A 14,577-nucleotide genomic window follows, 5' to 3' on the forward strand; every position below is an offset into this window, starting at 1 on the left:
TCAGGCGGCTACTTCTGCCTGAACGTCTTCAGAAACGATGCGTGTCTGCCCCTTGCTGGGGCGAAAGCGCTTTTCGTGCAGGGCAAGCTCGATATCCTCAAGCGTGGCGCCGGCTGTTTCTGGCACGAAGAAAAAGATGAACGCTACCGAGGCCAGATTGACCGCCGCATAGAACCACATGGTGCCACCCAGCGTGATGAGCTGCACCAGCGTCAGCGCCGTGCCCGTCACCAGCAGATCAGATCCCCAGAGCGTTGCAGCATGAAGGCTGGTGGCCTGACCACGCATGGAAAGCGGGAACATCTCGGCGCCAAGCAGCCAGCCGCAGACCTGGATGCCGCCCGAATTGAACGCCATGAACAGCAGCAGGAACACGATCACCAGATAGGAGCCCACGCTGCCTGCGGCAGGGTGCATGGCAAATACGATGCCAAGACCAATCAGACTGACAATGGAACCCGGCCCCATGATCAGCATGAGACGACGACGGCCCACCCGGTCGACGATCAGACAGCCAATGAAGGTCATGATGCAATAGGTGATGGCCACACCCAGCGAGGCCATAAGCGCCGATGAAGCGCCAAATCCGGCATCGCGCAGAAAGGTCGGCGCATAATAGATCATCATTTCCAGACCGCCGCACTGGGTGAAAAAGGCCACGCCCAGAGCAGCAACAAGGGCCGGACGCACCCAGGGCCGGAACAGTCCCTTCCAGCCACGATTGCGCGGATCGGCAGATTCCGCGTTCTCGCGCATCTCACGCACTTCCTTGCGGATCACCTTTTTCGATGTACGGATGCGCCCGAGCTCGATGATAGCGCGCTTCATGCCTTCATTTTCAGCAGTCCAGCGTGGGCTCTTGGGCATGAAGAACATGGAGACAAAGACAATGGCAGCAGGCACGGCGGCAAGGCCCACCATCGGGCGCCAGCCCCAGGCCTCACGTTCGGTATAGCCGATGATGTTGGCCAACAGGATACCAAGCCCGATGGCCACATTGAACATCGTGACCAGTGTGCCGCGCTTCTCCGCCGGTGCAAGCTCCGAAATATACATCGGCACAACCTGCGTGGACCCGCCCACGGCGAAGCCGAGGAACACGCGTGAAACGATCAGCAGCCAGACATCAGGCGAAAAGGCGCAGGCCAGCGCCCCGAGCACGAACACGCCGCTGACCAGCGTTACGCAGGCGCGTCGTCCGTATTTCTCGGAAAAGGACCCGGCTGCCAGAGCGCCGAGAATGGCGCCTGCCAGAATAGCCGAAGCCACCATTTCCTGCATGGTACTGCTGAGATGAAAATCATCGGAGATGAGCAGCAGCGCACCGGAAATAATCCCGGTATCGTAGCCATACAGACCACCACAGATTGCAGCGACCACGGCCGCCAGAATCAGGATATATCGTGCATAGGGAGAGACCTCGATCGGATGATCGTCATGAGGAATCGTCCCGGCGTCAGTTGTCTCTGAATTATTTTTCATGACGATATAACTGAAGACCAGCAAACTGGTTTAAGATTGGCGCGCAAAAAACAACAAGGAGCCATTCATGGCAAAGCCGCACAAGCCCAAACCGGATGTACCCACAATCAATATGCGTGAACTGATCATCATGCATATTGTGCTTGCGGTGTTCGTGGTGGGTATCATGGTGCTCGACTGGCACCTGGACTGATCGCCAGAGTCAGATCGTCTACAGCCGGGTGATAGTCCGATTCATTACGATAACAGGTGGAAAATCCGGTCTTGGACGATAAGTCTCTCCCGACCCTGGGCACCTTGCCCAGATTGCCTCTGCGGTACAGCCCGGATCATGAACGCGCAGCTGCGATAAGCCCGCGGTTGGCGATCGCCCGCGCCAGCAGATAGCAAAGCGCTGCCCCCGCACTGATGCAGAACGAGACCGGCACCCCGGTATACCAAGCCACGACAAGGCCGCCCCAGGACAGGGCCAGGGCCAGAAGTGCGGAAACCAATAGCCCTGCCCAGGGTGAGAGACCAAGGCGCAGGGTGCATGAGGCTGGCCCGACCAGCAGGCTGAACACCAGCAGAATTCCGATCGTGCGCGAGCCTATGGCCGTAGCCAGCGCTACCAGCATCATGAAGCCGCAGGCCACAACGCGCAGCCGCACGCCTCTTGCTGCTGCGAGGTCCGGGTCGAGGCTGGCAAACAATAAGGGCCGACCCAGCACGCAAAGCCCGGCCAAAGACACCCCCCCAAGCGCCAGCAACATACGCAGGGTCGCCCGGTCCACACCAAGCACATTGCCAAAAAGCAGAGCCGTGGTGCTGCTGGCAGGGGTATGGGCCATTTGCAGGAACAGCAGACCAAGCCCGAGGCTGGCAGCCAGCACCAGACCGATCACACTGTCCCGCTGACTGGCGCTCGCCGCATTGGCACGCAGATCGCCCTGCGGCTCCCAGCCGAGCACCAGCCCTGCCGCCAGAGCAGAGAGCACCATGCCTGTCAAAGGCGTCATGCCGATGAGTACGGCACCAGTGGCCCCTGCAAAGCCGATATGCGAGAGCGCATGCCCCGCAAAACTCTGGCCGCGCAACACCAGAAACCACCCGACCAGACCGCACAGAACTGCCACGACACCCGACGCCATGAAGGCATTCTGCATGAACTCATAATGCAGCATCATGGAGCTCCAGTTTCTGACCACTGATCCGGAGCAGATGATCGGCAAAGGGCCGGACGGCGTCGAGCCCGTGGCAGGACATGAGAACCGACATGCCGGTTTCGCGGCATCGTTTATGCAGCATCGATAAAATCCGCGTCTGCCATTGCGTATCCATACCGCTCAATGGTTCATCCAGAACAAGAAAGGACGGACCATCCAGCAGGGCCTCGGCAAGGAAAAGCCGTTGCCGCTCCCCACCTGAAAGCTGGCTGAGCGGTTGCCGGGCCAGGGCCTCGGCTCCTGTGAGAGTCAAAGCGGCCCCGATACGGGCATTCAGTTTCCCGCCCCAGCCCGGCAGGCCGAAAGAGGCCCCCCGCCATGAAGCCGCCAAGAGCGCATGGCCGGTCATCTGCGGCGCAGGCAGACGACGATCCTGAGGCATGTAACCGATCTGCCCCCTTATGGCGGCAGGATTGCGACCCAGCACTTCAATTCGCCCCTGCTGAGGGCGGTGCAGACCAAGCAACGTGCGCAGCAATGTCGTCTTGCCATGTCCGTTCGCCCCATCCAGCACGGTGAAGCTTCCAGCCGGCAAGATGAGATTTGCCTGCGCAAACAGGACCCGGCTGCCATGGGCCAGGGTCACATCATGCAGGGTCAGGGCATCGGGCAGATCAGTCATGGCCAATCAGTTACGAATGTCCAGCGCAGCTGCAAGCCGGTTAAGCCGCACGGTCATCCAGTCCTGCCACAGCAAAGGGGGGGCAGGAAATTCGTCAAAGGCCACGACAGCAATACCGGAGCGATGGGCCAGCGCGATCAGGCGTGAGATGGACGACGTTTCGACCGCCGGGTTGATGACAAGCGCCTTGACGGCCTTCTGCTGGAGGGCCTCTTCCAGCCGCGCCACATCGCGCGGCGCAGGATCAACATGATTCATGACCGCCAGCGCAAAGTCCGGATCGATAATCTCCAGACCAAGCGCTGCAAAAACAGGTCCCCCAACGGGCTCTGTAACAGCAACCTTCATGCCCTGCGTGCGGGGACGCAGGATTTTCAGCCGGGCATTGAAGCCATCGAGCATCCGGTGAAACCGCGTCTGTGCGGCGGCAATATCGTCTGCCTTGTGGGGAAGCAGCGCAGCAAGGTCACGGGCAAGGGCATCCACCACCCGGCCAACAGCCTCGGGGTCATCGAAGAGATGCGGGTTGTCACCCGGCTTCAGCCCGGCAAGATCGAATGCCGATATGACACGACGCGCCGCATTGGGCTGCGCATCCAACAGCGGGGTCATCCAGTCATCATAATGGCCGCCTGTCATCACTACGAGACTGGATTGCGCCAGAGTAAGCGCCATATCAGGCGTGACCTGAAAATCATGCGGGTCGATGCGCGGTGAGGTCAGGACACTGGCAGGGCTGACAGAATCCCCCCCCAGCCCTGTGGCGAGATCGCACCAGAGCGCTTCGGCACAGAAAATCCGGGCCTTGGGCGTCTGCGTTGCGACCGGCGTACCGGCAGCAGACTGCGCCCGGCTGGTTCCGGCAAGGCCGTGCAGGGCGAGGGCACAGAGCATGATGAGCAGAAGCTGGCGCAAAAAAGTCGCCTTTAGTTATATTATAACGACTGGGATACGCGATATAGAGGCGGAACTCTGGTCAGGACAAGCCGGAAAAGGAATTTCCAGATGCTCACCCTTACGGCAACGACAGATCAGCCCGCGTTTTCGGCAGACACACAGGCCCTGCTGGACCGTGCAGCGTCTTTCTGCGCGACGCGTGCCAGCCGCCTGACAGAAACCAGACGACTGGTGCTCGGCCTTATTCTGGAAAGCAGCAAGCCGGTAGGTGCCTATGAGATACTCGACCATCTCAGGCAGTATCAGCGCAATGCCGCCCCACCCACTGTCTATCGGGCACTCGACTTCCTGCTCGCGCAAGGGCTGATCCATCGTATCGAGCGCATGAGCGCCTTCATTGGCTGCGCGCATCGTCTGGAGTGTCATCATGGTCACGGGTGCGGGCATCGCGCCCAGTTCCTAATCTGCAGTGGCTGCGGCACGGTGAGCGAGGTTGAGGATAGCGAGATCTCCCACGCCATTGCGCGTGCGGCCGCAAAAATCGGGTTCAGGCCGCACCAGTCCACGGTCGAGATCGAAGGGCTGTGCGCAACGTGTCAGAAAGGCTGATCGGTCAAAGCCGCTTCTGATGGCCTCCTCGGGGAAGCTCCCTTTTACCGATGGCGAAAGCCGCTCGCGCCCTGCCGCTCGCCACACGCGCAGGACGCCACCCGGCCCGGTATCCCCTGACAGCACCCAGCCCGACCTTTTCGATTATGTACCGCCCGTCAGACGCACCCGTCTCGACCCCGAGGAGGCTCCCCTCCTGCTGGTCACGACAAGGGCCTTTTCCGACCGGGAAAAAGACGATGGCTGGCTCTATTGCCTGGCGAGCGCTGAAGCTGGCGAGGCATTGCTTCAGGACGGGCTTCCCCTCGATGCGCGCTACCCCCTCCTGCTATGCGCCCGCCCCGCCGTGCTGGCGTTGCTGATCGACCACGCGCAAACAGGAGATGGGGTGCAGCCCGTTCTTCTGCGGGTGCGCCATGCCCATGTTGCGCCATGGCTCGAAAATGACCCCGACATGAGTGCGCGTCTGGGCGCATCCTGCTATCTGCTGTCGAGACAGATACCGCTCGGCTGAGCCCGGGCCCTTCCAGCTTTCAAGGAAACCGTCATGGACGATATCGCTATCGCCGAAGTCACACGCGGCGGCCGCGTTGAATCACGTCACCTCGGGCGCATCGCTGTCATGGACGATGCCGGTCGCGTCGTTCATGGTCTGGGTGCCATCGACAACCCCGTCTTTCCACGCTCGACGGTCAAGGCCCTGCTGGCCCTGCCGCTTGTCGCCACAGGCGCGGCCGACCGTCTTGGCCTGACTGACGCCGAACTTGCTCTGGCCTGTGCCTCGCATAATGGCGAGCCCCGCCATGCCGAGACGGCGGCTGCCATGCTCGGCAAGGCGGGTCAGGGTCTGACCTGTCTGGAATGTGGGGCGCACTGGCCCACCTATGACAAGGCAGCACAGGCGCTTGCCGCCTCGGGCGGCGTGCCAAACGCGCTGCACAACAACTGCTCTGGCAAACATGCCGGGCTGATCTGCCTCGCCATTGACCAGTCGCTCGATCCGAAGGGGTATATCGATCCGTCCCACGAGGCGCAGCGTCAGGTAACCGAGGCGCTCGTCATGGCGACCTCGACCCCGCATAACGATCAAAACCGCGGGCTGGATGGGTGTTCCATGCCAACCTACGCCGTTCCTCTGGCGGCTCTGGCCACGGGTTTTGCCCGATTTGGCACAGGCAAAAATTTTTCACAAAGCGATGCGTCGGCAGCGTCACGCCTGCGTTCAGCAGTCGCGTCCAATCCCTTCATGGTGGCAGGGAGCGGACGTTTCGATACGACATTGATGACGCATTTCGGTAACCGGATCTTCTGCAAGATGGGTGCAGAAGGGGTCATGGTCGCGTCTCTGCCCGAGCTGGGGCTGGGAATTGCGATCAAGACCGATGACGGGGCAAACCGGGCAGCCGAAGTGGCGCTTGCCGCCCTTCTGCTCGACCTGGAAGACGCGCACTGGTCTGATCAGGACCGCGAGGTGCTCGCCGGATTGTCGCATCAGGTCATGAGAAACTGGAATGGACGAGAAGTCGGCACACTGCGTGCCGCCGGTAAAGGATAAGACCGAAAGATGGCGATAGATACAGATGCCGGAAACTCAGATGGCGTGCTGGCGTCGGTTTTCGATGCAACCAAGTTCAAGATTATCGTAATCGGGGTACTGGCCGCGCTTGCGGGTTTGATGTCAGGTCTTGATATCGGCGTGGTTGCCGGTGCGCTCGATTTCTTCGCCAAGCAGTTCGATGCCTCAACTTTTGCCCAGGAATGGGTGGTGAGCTCCATGATGGCGGGTGCTGCCGTGGGCGCGCTTGCCGCGGGCTGGATGTCTCATGCGCTCGGCCGCAAGCGCTCGCTCATCGCGGGTGCGTCGATTTTCGTCATCGGCTCCATCGGTTGTGCGCTGAGCTGGTCCATTCCCTCCATGATTACCTTTCGCGTGGTCATGGGGCTAGCTGTCGGTATCTCAGCCTTCACCGCACCACTCTACCTGTCGGAAATCGCCAGTGAGGCAACACGCGGTGCAATGGTATCGACCTACCAGCTGATGGTGACAGTCGGTATTTTCCTCGCCTTCCTGTCCAACACCTATTTCTCTTATAGCGGCAACTGGCGCTGGATGTTCGGTGTGGCCGCCATCCCGGCTGCTCTCTTCCTGATCGGCGTGCTTTTCCTGCCCTACAGCCCACGCTGGCTGATCATGCAGGGACGTCACAAGGAAGCGCGGGAAGTGCTGCTCTCCCTGCGTGAAGACCCGCTTGAGGCCGCAAAGGAAATCAAGGCCATTCGCGAGCAGCTCGAAATTAAGCAGCACGGCTTCGAATTGCTCAAGACGAACTCGAATTTCCGTCGTTCGATCGCACTCGGCATCATGCTGCAGGCCATGCAGCAGCTCGCTGGCATCAATATCATCATGTATTATGCGCCGAAGATTCTCTCGAGCGCCGGATTCGATGCCACATCGCAGATGTGGTGCACGGCCATCATCGGTCTGGTGAACATGCTCGCGACGTTCATCGCGGTCGGTCTTGTCGATAAATGGGGCCGCAAGCCCATTCTCTATATCGGCTTTTCCGTCATGGCGCTGGGTATGGCTGCGCTTGCCGTGCTGCTCAACACCGACATGTCCGGTGAGACATCGAAATTCATCGCCATTTTCCTGCTGCTGCTGTTCTGCACGGGTTTTGCGATGTCAGCGGGTCCGCTCATGTGGGTGCTCTGCTCCGAAATCCAGCCGATGCAGGGGCGTAATCTGGGTATCTCGCTTTCGACGCTCACCAACTGGATTACCAACATGGTGGTGGGCGCCAGCTTCCTGACGCTCATGAACACGTTCGGCACCTCCGGCACGTTCTGGCTGTTTGCCGGACTGAATGCCTCCTTCATCGTGCTCACCTTCGCCTTTGTGCCCGAGACGAAGGGTATGTCGCTTGAAGTGATCGAAAAGCGCCTGATGAGCGGCGAGAAGCTGCGTAAACTCGGACGCTGAATTTTCCACCGGGGGGCCACCATGCCCCCCAACAGTTCATGGGCCCAACCGTGCCCTCAAGGCTCGAGGCAGTGTCTTTCCCTCGGCCATATGACCCGCTCCTGATCGGTTTGAGGTGAGCTATCCACGTTCCCGTGCAGAGCCGGATGCGCCTTTCTCACCTTCAGACAATCATCGGCTCTCTTTCGGGCGTCGTGATCCCGCATCCCGGCCATAGGCACGGGGCGATTGGCCCATTGCCCGCTTGAACGCTGCGCCAAACGCACTCTCAGAATCATAGCCAACCGAAAGAGCCACCTCGCCCAGTGTGAGGGGCGAATGCCTTATTCGATCCGCTGCGAGCATCATGCGCCAGCGGGTCAGATAAGCGATGGGCGTTTCACCCGTGACGCGCCGGAAATACGCAGCAAAGCTTGCTCGGGACATGCCCGCCACACCGGCGAGTTCGCGCAGCGTCCAGCGCCGGGCGACATCTGCATGCATGGCGCCAAGCGCTCGGCTCATGGCCGGAACAGCCAACGCTGCGAGCCACCCCTGTCGCGCCGCGCCTTCTTCGAGATGGGCGCGCAAGGCTTCCACCAGAAGCGCCTGAGCCAGATGGCTGGCAAGAAGCGCACCACCCGGACGCGGTGTCCCAAGTTCGCGCATAAGGCGCCGGATACCATCGCGAAGCACAGCCTTGCTGGCATCAGCATGGATATGCAAAAGCGGTGGCACGGCGTCGAGCAGGCTATCGAGCGCCACCCCTTCGAACCCGAAAAATCCACCGATACCCCGACAGGCCTCGCCCCCGTTGAGTGTCGCCAGCGCGCCCGGCGGCACGCTTGTCAGGAGGGCTATGGCATCGACAGGATGGACCGCCGCAGACGAAAAGAGAAAGACCTCCCGCCTTGCAGCCATCAGCACGAGATCACCCTCCTGCAGGCGCACAGGCGCTTCATCTCGCGCGAAGCGGAACCAGCAGCTTCCCGCCTCGATTGCAAAGCAGCGGAGCCCCTCTGCTGCCGGGAAGGAGAGCGCCCAGTCGCCCCCGGCTGCCAGACCACGAAAGCCATAGCCACCCGGGCGCATCAGCGTGAGGATATCGGAAAGAGGGTCCATCAGTCTCAGACGATCGCGACAGGAATACCGACCATCGAGCATGGAGGGTCCATATCGATTACGCCTAGATCATGTTCAGCGCTATCTGAAAGGACGCACCTCATGGTTGAACATGCTGCCCTGTGGCTGCCCGCCAGTCGTCGTGGGCTGATTGTGGGTCCTGCGCCCGCTGTTGCGCCGGGGCCGGGCGAGATCGTCATTCGCGCCCATGCGGTCGCGGTCAATCCGTTCGATCGCTACATCCAGACAATGGGCGACGTGATAACGTCCTATCTGACCTATCCCGCTGTGCTCGGCACCGATGTGGCTGGCGAGGTTCTCGCTATTGGCGCAGGCGTGACGCGCTTCGCCCCGGGGGATCGCGTAGTCGGGCAGGCTGCGGGACTTGAGAAAAGCCGCAACCGGGCTGCCGAAGGGGCTTTTCAGGAAAAGGTCCTGCTGCTCGCACATATGACCGCGCCCATACCGGCGCACCTCTCCTATGAACAGGCGGCCGTCCTTCCTCTGGGGCTGTCCACAGCAGCATGTGGCATGTACCAGAAAGACTTTCTTGGCCTCGCTGCACCGCAGATCAACCCGGTCCCGACCGGAGAGACCCTGCTCGTCTGGGGCGGTTCGACCAGCGTAGGCAGCAACGCCATACAGCTTGCCCGTGCATCGGGTTATGAGGTCATCACCACATGCAGCCCTCATAATTTCGGCTATGTCCGGTCGCTCGGTGCAAGCGAGGCGTTCGATTATAACAGCCTTGACGTCAAGCGCGCGATTATCGGGGCGTTGCGTGGGCGAAAGATGGCTGGCGCCATCGCAATCGGCCAGGGATCGGCGAAGACCTGTATGGATATCCTTGCCCAGAGCACAGGTCGCCGCTTCGTGGCTCAGGCCACACCGCCTACATCGTTCGACAGTGTTCCCGCCGGAAAGGGACGGTGGCGCAAACTGGTGCCTTGCGTCGCCAGAATGATCATGGGCAATCTTGCCCTGACGCTTCGATCCTACCGCCTTGGGGCAGCCACCAGGATGATTTGGGCCGGCTCTCTTATCCACAACGATGTAGGGCCGATGATTTACGAGACTTACCTGCCCAAAGCGCTCGCACAGGATGCTTATAAAGCCATGCCGCCCGCCCATGTTGTCGGGCATGGTCTTGGCCACGTTCCAGAAGCCATGGAACAACAGCGCCGTGGTGTGTCTGCGTGCAAGCTCGTGGTGACCTTGTGAGACGGCGCCCGGATATCGCTCGACCGAAAGACGGTTTCACTCCCTTGAAAGCCGCAAAACAGGTTCGGACGGCCAACAGAACAAGAGAAACCCTCGCATAATATCCCCCGGCTGGCCGGAGAGACATAACCCGGAATGGGCGCAGGCGCAGGCAGGAGATCCTCTGCGGCTGCGCTGCCTGGTGGAGGAAAGGCTGGAACTCTGGCGAGATCGCGCCCCTCTTCCCTGCAATCATGAAGTTTCAGAGAAACCCTGCGTCAAAGTCTTTCACAAACGTCAACGCTGACAGAGATTGGGAGCATCCTGCTGCAAAGGCTTCCTGATCGATGCTTCACTTTGCTCCTTCCTCCACGGGATCGCTGATCATGCTCGCGATCTGCTTCCTGCTTGTCTGTATCTTCGAATTTGCCAATGGCTTTCATGATACGGCCAACGCGGTTGCAACGGTGATCTACACCAACTCGCTCAAGCCCCGTGTGGCTGTCATCTGGTCGGGGCTCATGAACCTGCTGGGTGTGCTGCTGGGCGGCATTGCCGTGGCGTATGCACTGGTCGAACTACTCCCGCCCGATGTGCTGACACCCCCCAATGGCAACCCGGCGGTGCCGATGCTGGTGGCGCTTTTCGGCACGGCACTGGCCTGGAATCTCTGCACCTGGTGGTTCGGGATCCCAAACTCATCCTCGCATTGCACGATCGGGGCGCTGATCGGCATCGCCATCGGGGATTCATTCCTGCATGCGCGTGATCTGGGTCATAGCGTGGATTGGGGGCAGATCTGGAAGGTCCTGCGTGCGCTTGCCATCTCGCCTCTGCTCGGCTTTTTTCTGGCCGGACTGCTCTATCTGCTCATTCGCTTCGCTGTGCGGATGCCAGCCCTTTTCACCCCCCCAAAACCCGATGAGAGCCCAAACCCGATTGTCCGGGCGCTGCTGATCCTGACCTGCACTTCCGTCAGCTTCTCGCATGGCAGCAACGATGGACAAAAGAGCATCGGGCTTATCATGCTGACAATCATCGGCCTGATGCCCGCCACTTATGCCATGAACCCGGATCATCCGACGGATCGCACAGCTCTGGCCCAGATGGCGCAGGAGGCAAGGCCCCTGATCGCCCAATATGACCGCTACAGCTTCAAACCGGACGCACTGGCCTCCATCGACCGCCTGAAAATGGTCACCACACCCGCAACACCGGCCCAGATCCGCGGCGACGTCTATGAAATTCTCTCGGGACTGCGGGATGTGAGTGCCAATCCGGCCTCCTCGTCGCAGGAGAAACAGACGAGCACACGGCTTGCCAAGGCGCTTCGCCCGACTGTCGAATATGCGCCCTACTGGGTCCGTGTGCTCAGCGCCCTGTGTCTTGGTGTCGGCACGATGGTGGGGTACCGCCGCATCGTCAAGACGCTGGGAGAGGGCATAGGCAAGCAGCATCTGACCCCCGCACAGGGGGCTGCCTCCGAACTTGTCGGCGCTGGCCTCATTGCCTCAGCGGGCTATACCGGATTGCCGGTTTCAACCACGCATATCATCACCTCAGGCGTGGCAGGCACGATGGTTGCCGCCGGATCGGGCATCAATATGCGTATGCTCGCGAAAATCGCCCTGGCATGGCTTCTGACCCTGCCCGTCACAATCACGATTTCGGCCTGCGCCTTTTATCTGCTGAACTAACCGCGTGATCGCAAACTGACTCCGGTCAAGGCGCGATTAGCGTGAATTGCTCCCATCCATCTGGCACAAGACGATCGCAGCAGACACGCCCATCGGGCAAGGCGCACAGAAACCGCCCGGTGGTATGGTTTTTCAGGGCGACCCTGTCATGTGCAAGGCGCTGGTAGCGAAAAAAGACTACCGCCCCCTGCTGCGTGTTCTGTTCCACTGACAGACAATCTCCCGTCGACGTCGTCAGGGCTGCCCAGCCGTGATCGTCCAGACTGACAAGCACCTTCTCGATACGCGTCCCGCCGCCGGATCCATGCCGCAGCAACCCTGTCTGCCGGTCAATCTGAAGACAGGTGTCATGAGCCGTACGCAAGGCCCGATCAGGCATGCGGTCAACCCTGATCGGGGGATCATCATTTTTTACCTGAGCCCATGCACCTTGCTGCACCAGATCGCAGAAATGGCGCGCGACCCTCGATGGATCGGTGAGGCGGTAGATAGCAGGCTCTCCAATGACGAATTTTTCCGTCCTGATACCGGGGGTCTGGGCATAGATCATTCTGGCACGATTGACCTGATCCATGAGCACATAGTTGGAAGACACCAGTCCATCGCAGCACAGGGCAACTCCGATGGGTCGAGCGCAGAAAATGCTGTTGTGAAAAGCCGACCCGACAAATCCTGCTGTCGGACGATGGGATGAGAACAACCCGATCTGCTGCCTGATCGACAAGGCCTCCGGTGAGATCACCATAAAGCCTGCATGGTGGAGCCGGGTCGCAACCTCATCTTCGCCCAGGATGACGCGCATCTGGCTCTGGAACCCCGAGCGTGTGAGATAGAGCGGAACCGAGTCCGTCATTTGCTCGCCATAGCGTTCCCCAAGGTCATTACAGAACCGCGCAAGCGCATGATGGGCAAAGTGATTTTCCTCAAAGGCCGAACCGGCAACGATGACCGCACGCAGGCGCGTGGGCCGGTCGAACACCACAAAGTCGTCGCGGCACAAACCGAGGAGGTCGAAAAGCTCCCTTATCCACGTAAGGGAAAAGAGTTCTTCAAGCGATTTCTCGGCATGGACCAGTATCCTCAACCCTTGGTAACTCTGCCGCCCAAGCCAGTAACGCGGCAGGGTTTCGGTGAGGAAATGACCAAAATGGTTGGTGATATTGCCACCATAGAAATAGAGCAGGTCGGGTGCTGTGGGGAAGGCCGATGAGGGGCTGACACAGCAGCTCTGATTTTGCCCCAGACTGGCATTTGGCCAGCCACGACGCGGACCGGCGGTCTGGATCAGACGTCCGTAGGGATCATAGAGTCCGTATTCGGCATCGTAATGCCCCGGGATGCGGGGGATATAGAGCGTGTCATAGCGGGTTTCGACTGGGGGATCCCGGTCGAACACCTTCATTCCCGCATCCATACAAACTGCATTCTCGTACATACGAGAAACTATATTTATAGAAATACTATTATCAAATGTTATTATACGAAAGATTACCTATTTATCTACAACAAAGAGAGATTCGCCATATTTGCGGCGTCAAGACCCTGATCACGCCTTGCCTGCCCAGGTTAGCGGTTGCGTCCGGTCCCTTCCCCTTTTTGTCGGCTGTCATAAAAATAATCGCTCTGCCTGATTCAGAATCACCAACTTGTGAGCATCACTCGCGTTCGGGATGGCGCGAAGTCGATGCGGGAGGGTAGCGCGATGATGGCATCATTCTGGGGTGGTGGAAAACGAAAGGCGTGCGTTGGGTGCAGCGACGGCACGGGCTTTGATGTCCCCATCACCATGGCTTTCCAGCCAATCTTCGATCTCTCAACGCGACAGATCTTCGCCTATGAGGCATTGGTCCGTGGAAAGAACGGTGCCAGTGCCCAGGAGATCCTCTCACGCGTCACGCCTGAAAACCGCTACGCCTTCGACCAGACATGCCGGGTGACGGCCATCACTCTTGCTTCGGAACTTGGACTGGTTGAGCAGGGTGCGCTCCTCTCCATCAACTTCCTGCCCAATGCTGTCTATGATCCGGCGACCTGTATCGGCGCGACGCTTGAAGCAGCAGAGCGTGTCGATTTTCCAACCAATCGCATCCTGTTCGAGTTCTGCGAAAACGAAACGCTGGATACGGAGCATCTTCTACACATTCTCCAGACCTATGATCGCATGGGCTTCAAGACGGCCATTGACGATTTTGGTGCTGGCTATGCCGGATTGAGCCTGCTTTCGCGCTTCCAGCCAGACTACGTGAAGCTCGATATGGGCCTGTCACGTGACATCGACACCACCCCGGTCAAGCAGGTCATGATGCGCCATACCATCGCCATGCTGGAAGGGCTCAATGTCACGCCAATATGCGAAGGTGTCGAAACCCCTGAGGAAGCCAAGGTTCTGTCGGATCTCGGTATTTCGCTCCAGCAAGGCTATATCTACGCCAAACCGGCTCTGGCCGAGTTGCCGATGCTGCACTGAAACGACGCGAGGTGAATCCTGTGAGATGTCATCCTCGTTGCCTTCTTACATAGGGCGTTTCTGTTTCTCGTCTTTCTGACTGCCAACCTACCCTAGCGTTGCTATCGGCACCGGCAGCACGCGCCCGCAGTCGAGCAGGATAAAATTCGCCTGGATCACTATCTCCGTGATCCGCTGATCGTTATCAGTCTTTCGCGAGAACGCCCTTTTTCCTCTGTCCGAACAATGCGAAGCGAAGAACGGGGTCGTCGATCACCCGAACTTATCCAGCTCTGATCATCGTCAACTACGGGCATTGATGCGGGTATGGGCGTTTT

14 protein-coding genes are annotated in these 14,577 nt (G+C 59.6%); 8 read left to right on the forward strand and 6 right to left on the reverse strand.

Annotated elements, in window-relative coordinates; genetic code table 11:
- Positions 1-1,482, reverse strand: a complete 1,482-nt coding sequence (locus F3J08_RS08505; RefSeq protein WP_166929301.1) for a sugar porter family MFS transporter — start codon at positions 1,480-1,482, stop codon at positions 1-3.
- A gap of 67 nt (positions 1,483-1,549) precedes the next feature.
- Here F3J08_RS08505 and F3J08_RS17390 point away from each other — a divergent pair, with 67 nt between their 5' ends.
- Positions 1,550-1,675, forward strand: a complete 126-nt coding sequence (locus tag F3J08_RS17390; protein WP_255493460.1) for a hypothetical protein — start codon at positions 1,550-1,552, stop codon at positions 1,673-1,675.
- A 136-nt stretch (positions 1,676-1,811) separates the two neighbouring features.
- Here the strand turns inward: F3J08_RS17390 and F3J08_RS08510 are convergent, their stop codons facing one another.
- Genes F3J08_RS08510 through F3J08_RS08520 form a run of 3 tightly spaced genes read right to left on the reverse strand, consistent with a single transcriptional unit; the run spans position 1,812 to position 4,224 of the window.
- Complete coding sequence (locus F3J08_RS08510; protein ID WP_166929520.1) at positions 1,812-2,645, reverse strand: metal ABC transporter permease; 834 nt, start codon at positions 2,643-2,645, stop codon at positions 1,812-1,814.
- On the reverse strand, positions 2,632-3,309 hold the full coding sequence (locus F3J08_RS08515; RefSeq protein WP_166929303.1) for a metal ABC transporter ATP-binding protein: 678 nt from the start codon (positions 3,307-3,309) through the stop codon (positions 2,632-2,634). Before F3J08_RS08515 ends, F3J08_RS08510 begins: the two co-directional genes overlap by 14 nt.
- Before the next feature lie 6 nt (positions 3,310-3,315).
- A complete protein-coding gene (locus tag F3J08_RS08520) occupies positions 3,316-4,224 on the reverse strand; it encodes a metal ABC transporter solute-binding protein, Zn/Mn family (RefSeq protein WP_166929305.1) in 909 nt (302 codons plus the stop codon).
- Between the two features lie 90 nt (positions 4,225-4,314).
- On the opposite strand from F3J08_RS08520, the gene F3J08_RS08525 reads away from it, so the two are divergent.
- The 4 genes from F3J08_RS08525 to F3J08_RS08540 are packed head-to-tail and all read left to right on the forward strand — an operon-like array spanning position 4,315 to position 7,795.
- Complete coding sequence (locus F3J08_RS08525; protein ID WP_023978207.1) at positions 4,315-4,815, forward strand: Fur family transcriptional regulator; 501 nt, start codon at positions 4,315-4,317, stop codon at positions 4,813-4,815.
- 19 nt (positions 4,816-4,834) lie between these two features.
- Positions 4,835-5,329: a hypothetical protein gene (locus F3J08_RS08530; RefSeq protein ID WP_166929306.1), complete on the forward strand. Its 495-nt coding sequence runs from the start codon at positions 4,835-4,837 to the stop codon at positions 5,327-5,329.
- Between the two features lie 33 nt (positions 5,330-5,362).
- The gene (locus F3J08_RS08535; protein WP_166929307.1) at positions 5,363-6,370 is read left to right on the forward strand and encodes an asparaginase; all 1,008 of its coding nucleotides are present in this window, start codon (positions 5,363-5,365) and stop codon (positions 6,368-6,370) included.
- 9 nt (positions 6,371-6,379) lie between these two features.
- Positions 6,380-7,795 (forward strand): sugar porter family MFS transporter, encoded by a 1,416-nt coding sequence (locus tag F3J08_RS08540; protein ID WP_166929308.1) that lies wholly within the window; start codon positions 6,380-6,382, stop codon positions 7,793-7,795.
- A gap of 171 nt (positions 7,796-7,966) precedes the next feature.
- Here F3J08_RS08540 and F3J08_RS08545 read toward each other — a convergent pair whose 3' ends face one another.
- Entirely contained in the window at positions 7,967-8,938 is a 972-nt protein-coding gene (locus F3J08_RS08545; RefSeq protein ID WP_205206837.1) for an AraC family transcriptional regulator, read from the reverse strand.
- A gap of 60 nt (positions 8,939-8,998) precedes the next feature.
- On the opposite strand from F3J08_RS08545, the gene F3J08_RS08550 reads away from it, so the two are divergent.
- Both F3J08_RS08550 and F3J08_RS08555 read left to right on the forward strand, forming a co-directional pair.
- The gene (locus F3J08_RS08550) at positions 8,999-10,117 is read left to right on the forward strand and encodes a zinc-binding alcohol dehydrogenase family protein (protein ID WP_166929309.1); all 1,119 of its coding nucleotides are present in this window, start codon (positions 8,999-9,001) and stop codon (positions 10,115-10,117) included.
- A 326-nt stretch (positions 10,118-10,443) separates the two neighbouring features.
- Entirely contained in the window at positions 10,444-11,793 is a 1,350-nt protein-coding gene (locus tag F3J08_RS08555) for an inorganic phosphate transporter (protein WP_166929310.1), read from the forward strand.
- A gap of 25 nt (positions 11,794-11,818) precedes the next feature.
- Here F3J08_RS08555 and F3J08_RS08560 read toward each other — a convergent pair whose 3' ends face one another.
- Positions 11,819-13,195, reverse strand: a complete 1,377-nt coding sequence (locus F3J08_RS08560) for a glycosyltransferase 61 family protein (protein WP_166929311.1) — start codon at positions 13,193-13,195, stop codon at positions 11,819-11,821.
- Positions 13,196-13,495: 300 nt separating this feature from the next.
- Here F3J08_RS08560 and F3J08_RS08565 point away from each other — a divergent pair, with 300 nt between their 5' ends.
- Positions 13,496-14,260: an EAL domain-containing protein gene (locus tag F3J08_RS08565; protein ID WP_370458693.1), complete on the forward strand. Its 765-nt coding sequence runs from the start codon at positions 13,496-13,498 to the stop codon at positions 14,258-14,260.
- Positions 14,261-14,577 lie beyond the last annotated feature (317 nt).

The organism is Asaia sp. As-1742, from assembly GCF_011753235.1.
Classification (GTDB): Bacteria; Pseudomonadota; Alphaproteobacteria; order Acetobacterales; family Acetobacteraceae; genus Asaia; species Asaia bogorensis_B.

Coding starts and splice junctions, on each gene's coding strand:
- F3J08_RS08505 (WP_166929301.1), bottom strand. CDS start 1,482: ATGAAAAATAATTCAGAGACAACTGACGCCGGGACGATTCCTCATGAC.
- F3J08_RS17390 (WP_255493460.1), top strand. CDS start 1,550: ATGGCAAAGCCGCACAAGCCCAAACCGGATGTACCCACAATCAATATG.
- F3J08_RS08510 (WP_166929520.1), bottom strand. CDS start 2,645: ATGCTGCATTATGAGTTCATGCAGAATGCCTTCATGGCGTCGGGTGTC.
- F3J08_RS08515 (WP_166929303.1), bottom strand. CDS start 3,309: ATGACTGATCTGCCCGATGCCCTGACCCTGCATGATGTGACCCTGGCC.
- F3J08_RS08525 (WP_023978207.1), top strand. CDS start 4,315: ATGCTCACCCTTACGGCAACGACAGATCAGCCCGCGTTTTCGGCAGAC.
- F3J08_RS08530 (WP_166929306.1), top strand. CDS start 4,835: ATGGCCTCCTCGGGGAAGCTCCCTTTTACCGATGGCGAAAGCCGCTCG.
- F3J08_RS08535 (WP_166929307.1), top strand. CDS start 5,363: ATGGACGATATCGCTATCGCCGAAGTCACACGCGGCGGCCGCGTTGAA.
- F3J08_RS08540 (WP_166929308.1), top strand. CDS start 6,380: ATGGCGATAGATACAGATGCCGGAAACTCAGATGGCGTGCTGGCGTCG.
- F3J08_RS08545 (WP_205206837.1), bottom strand. CDS start 8,938: ATGCTCGATGGTCGGTATTCCTGTCGCGATCGTCTGAGACTGATGGAC.
- F3J08_RS08550 (WP_166929309.1), top strand. CDS start 8,999: ATGGTTGAACATGCTGCCCTGTGGCTGCCCGCCAGTCGTCGTGGGCTG.
- F3J08_RS08555 (WP_166929310.1), top strand. CDS start 10,444: ATGCTTCACTTTGCTCCTTCCTCCACGGGATCGCTGATCATGCTCGCG.
- F3J08_RS08560 (WP_166929311.1), bottom strand. CDS start 13,195: ATGAAGGTGTTCGACCGGGATCCCCCAGTCGAAACCCGCTATGACACG.
- F3J08_RS08565 (WP_370458693.1), top strand. CDS start 13,496: ATGATGGCATCATTCTGGGGTGGTGGAAAACGAAAGGCGTGCGTTGGG.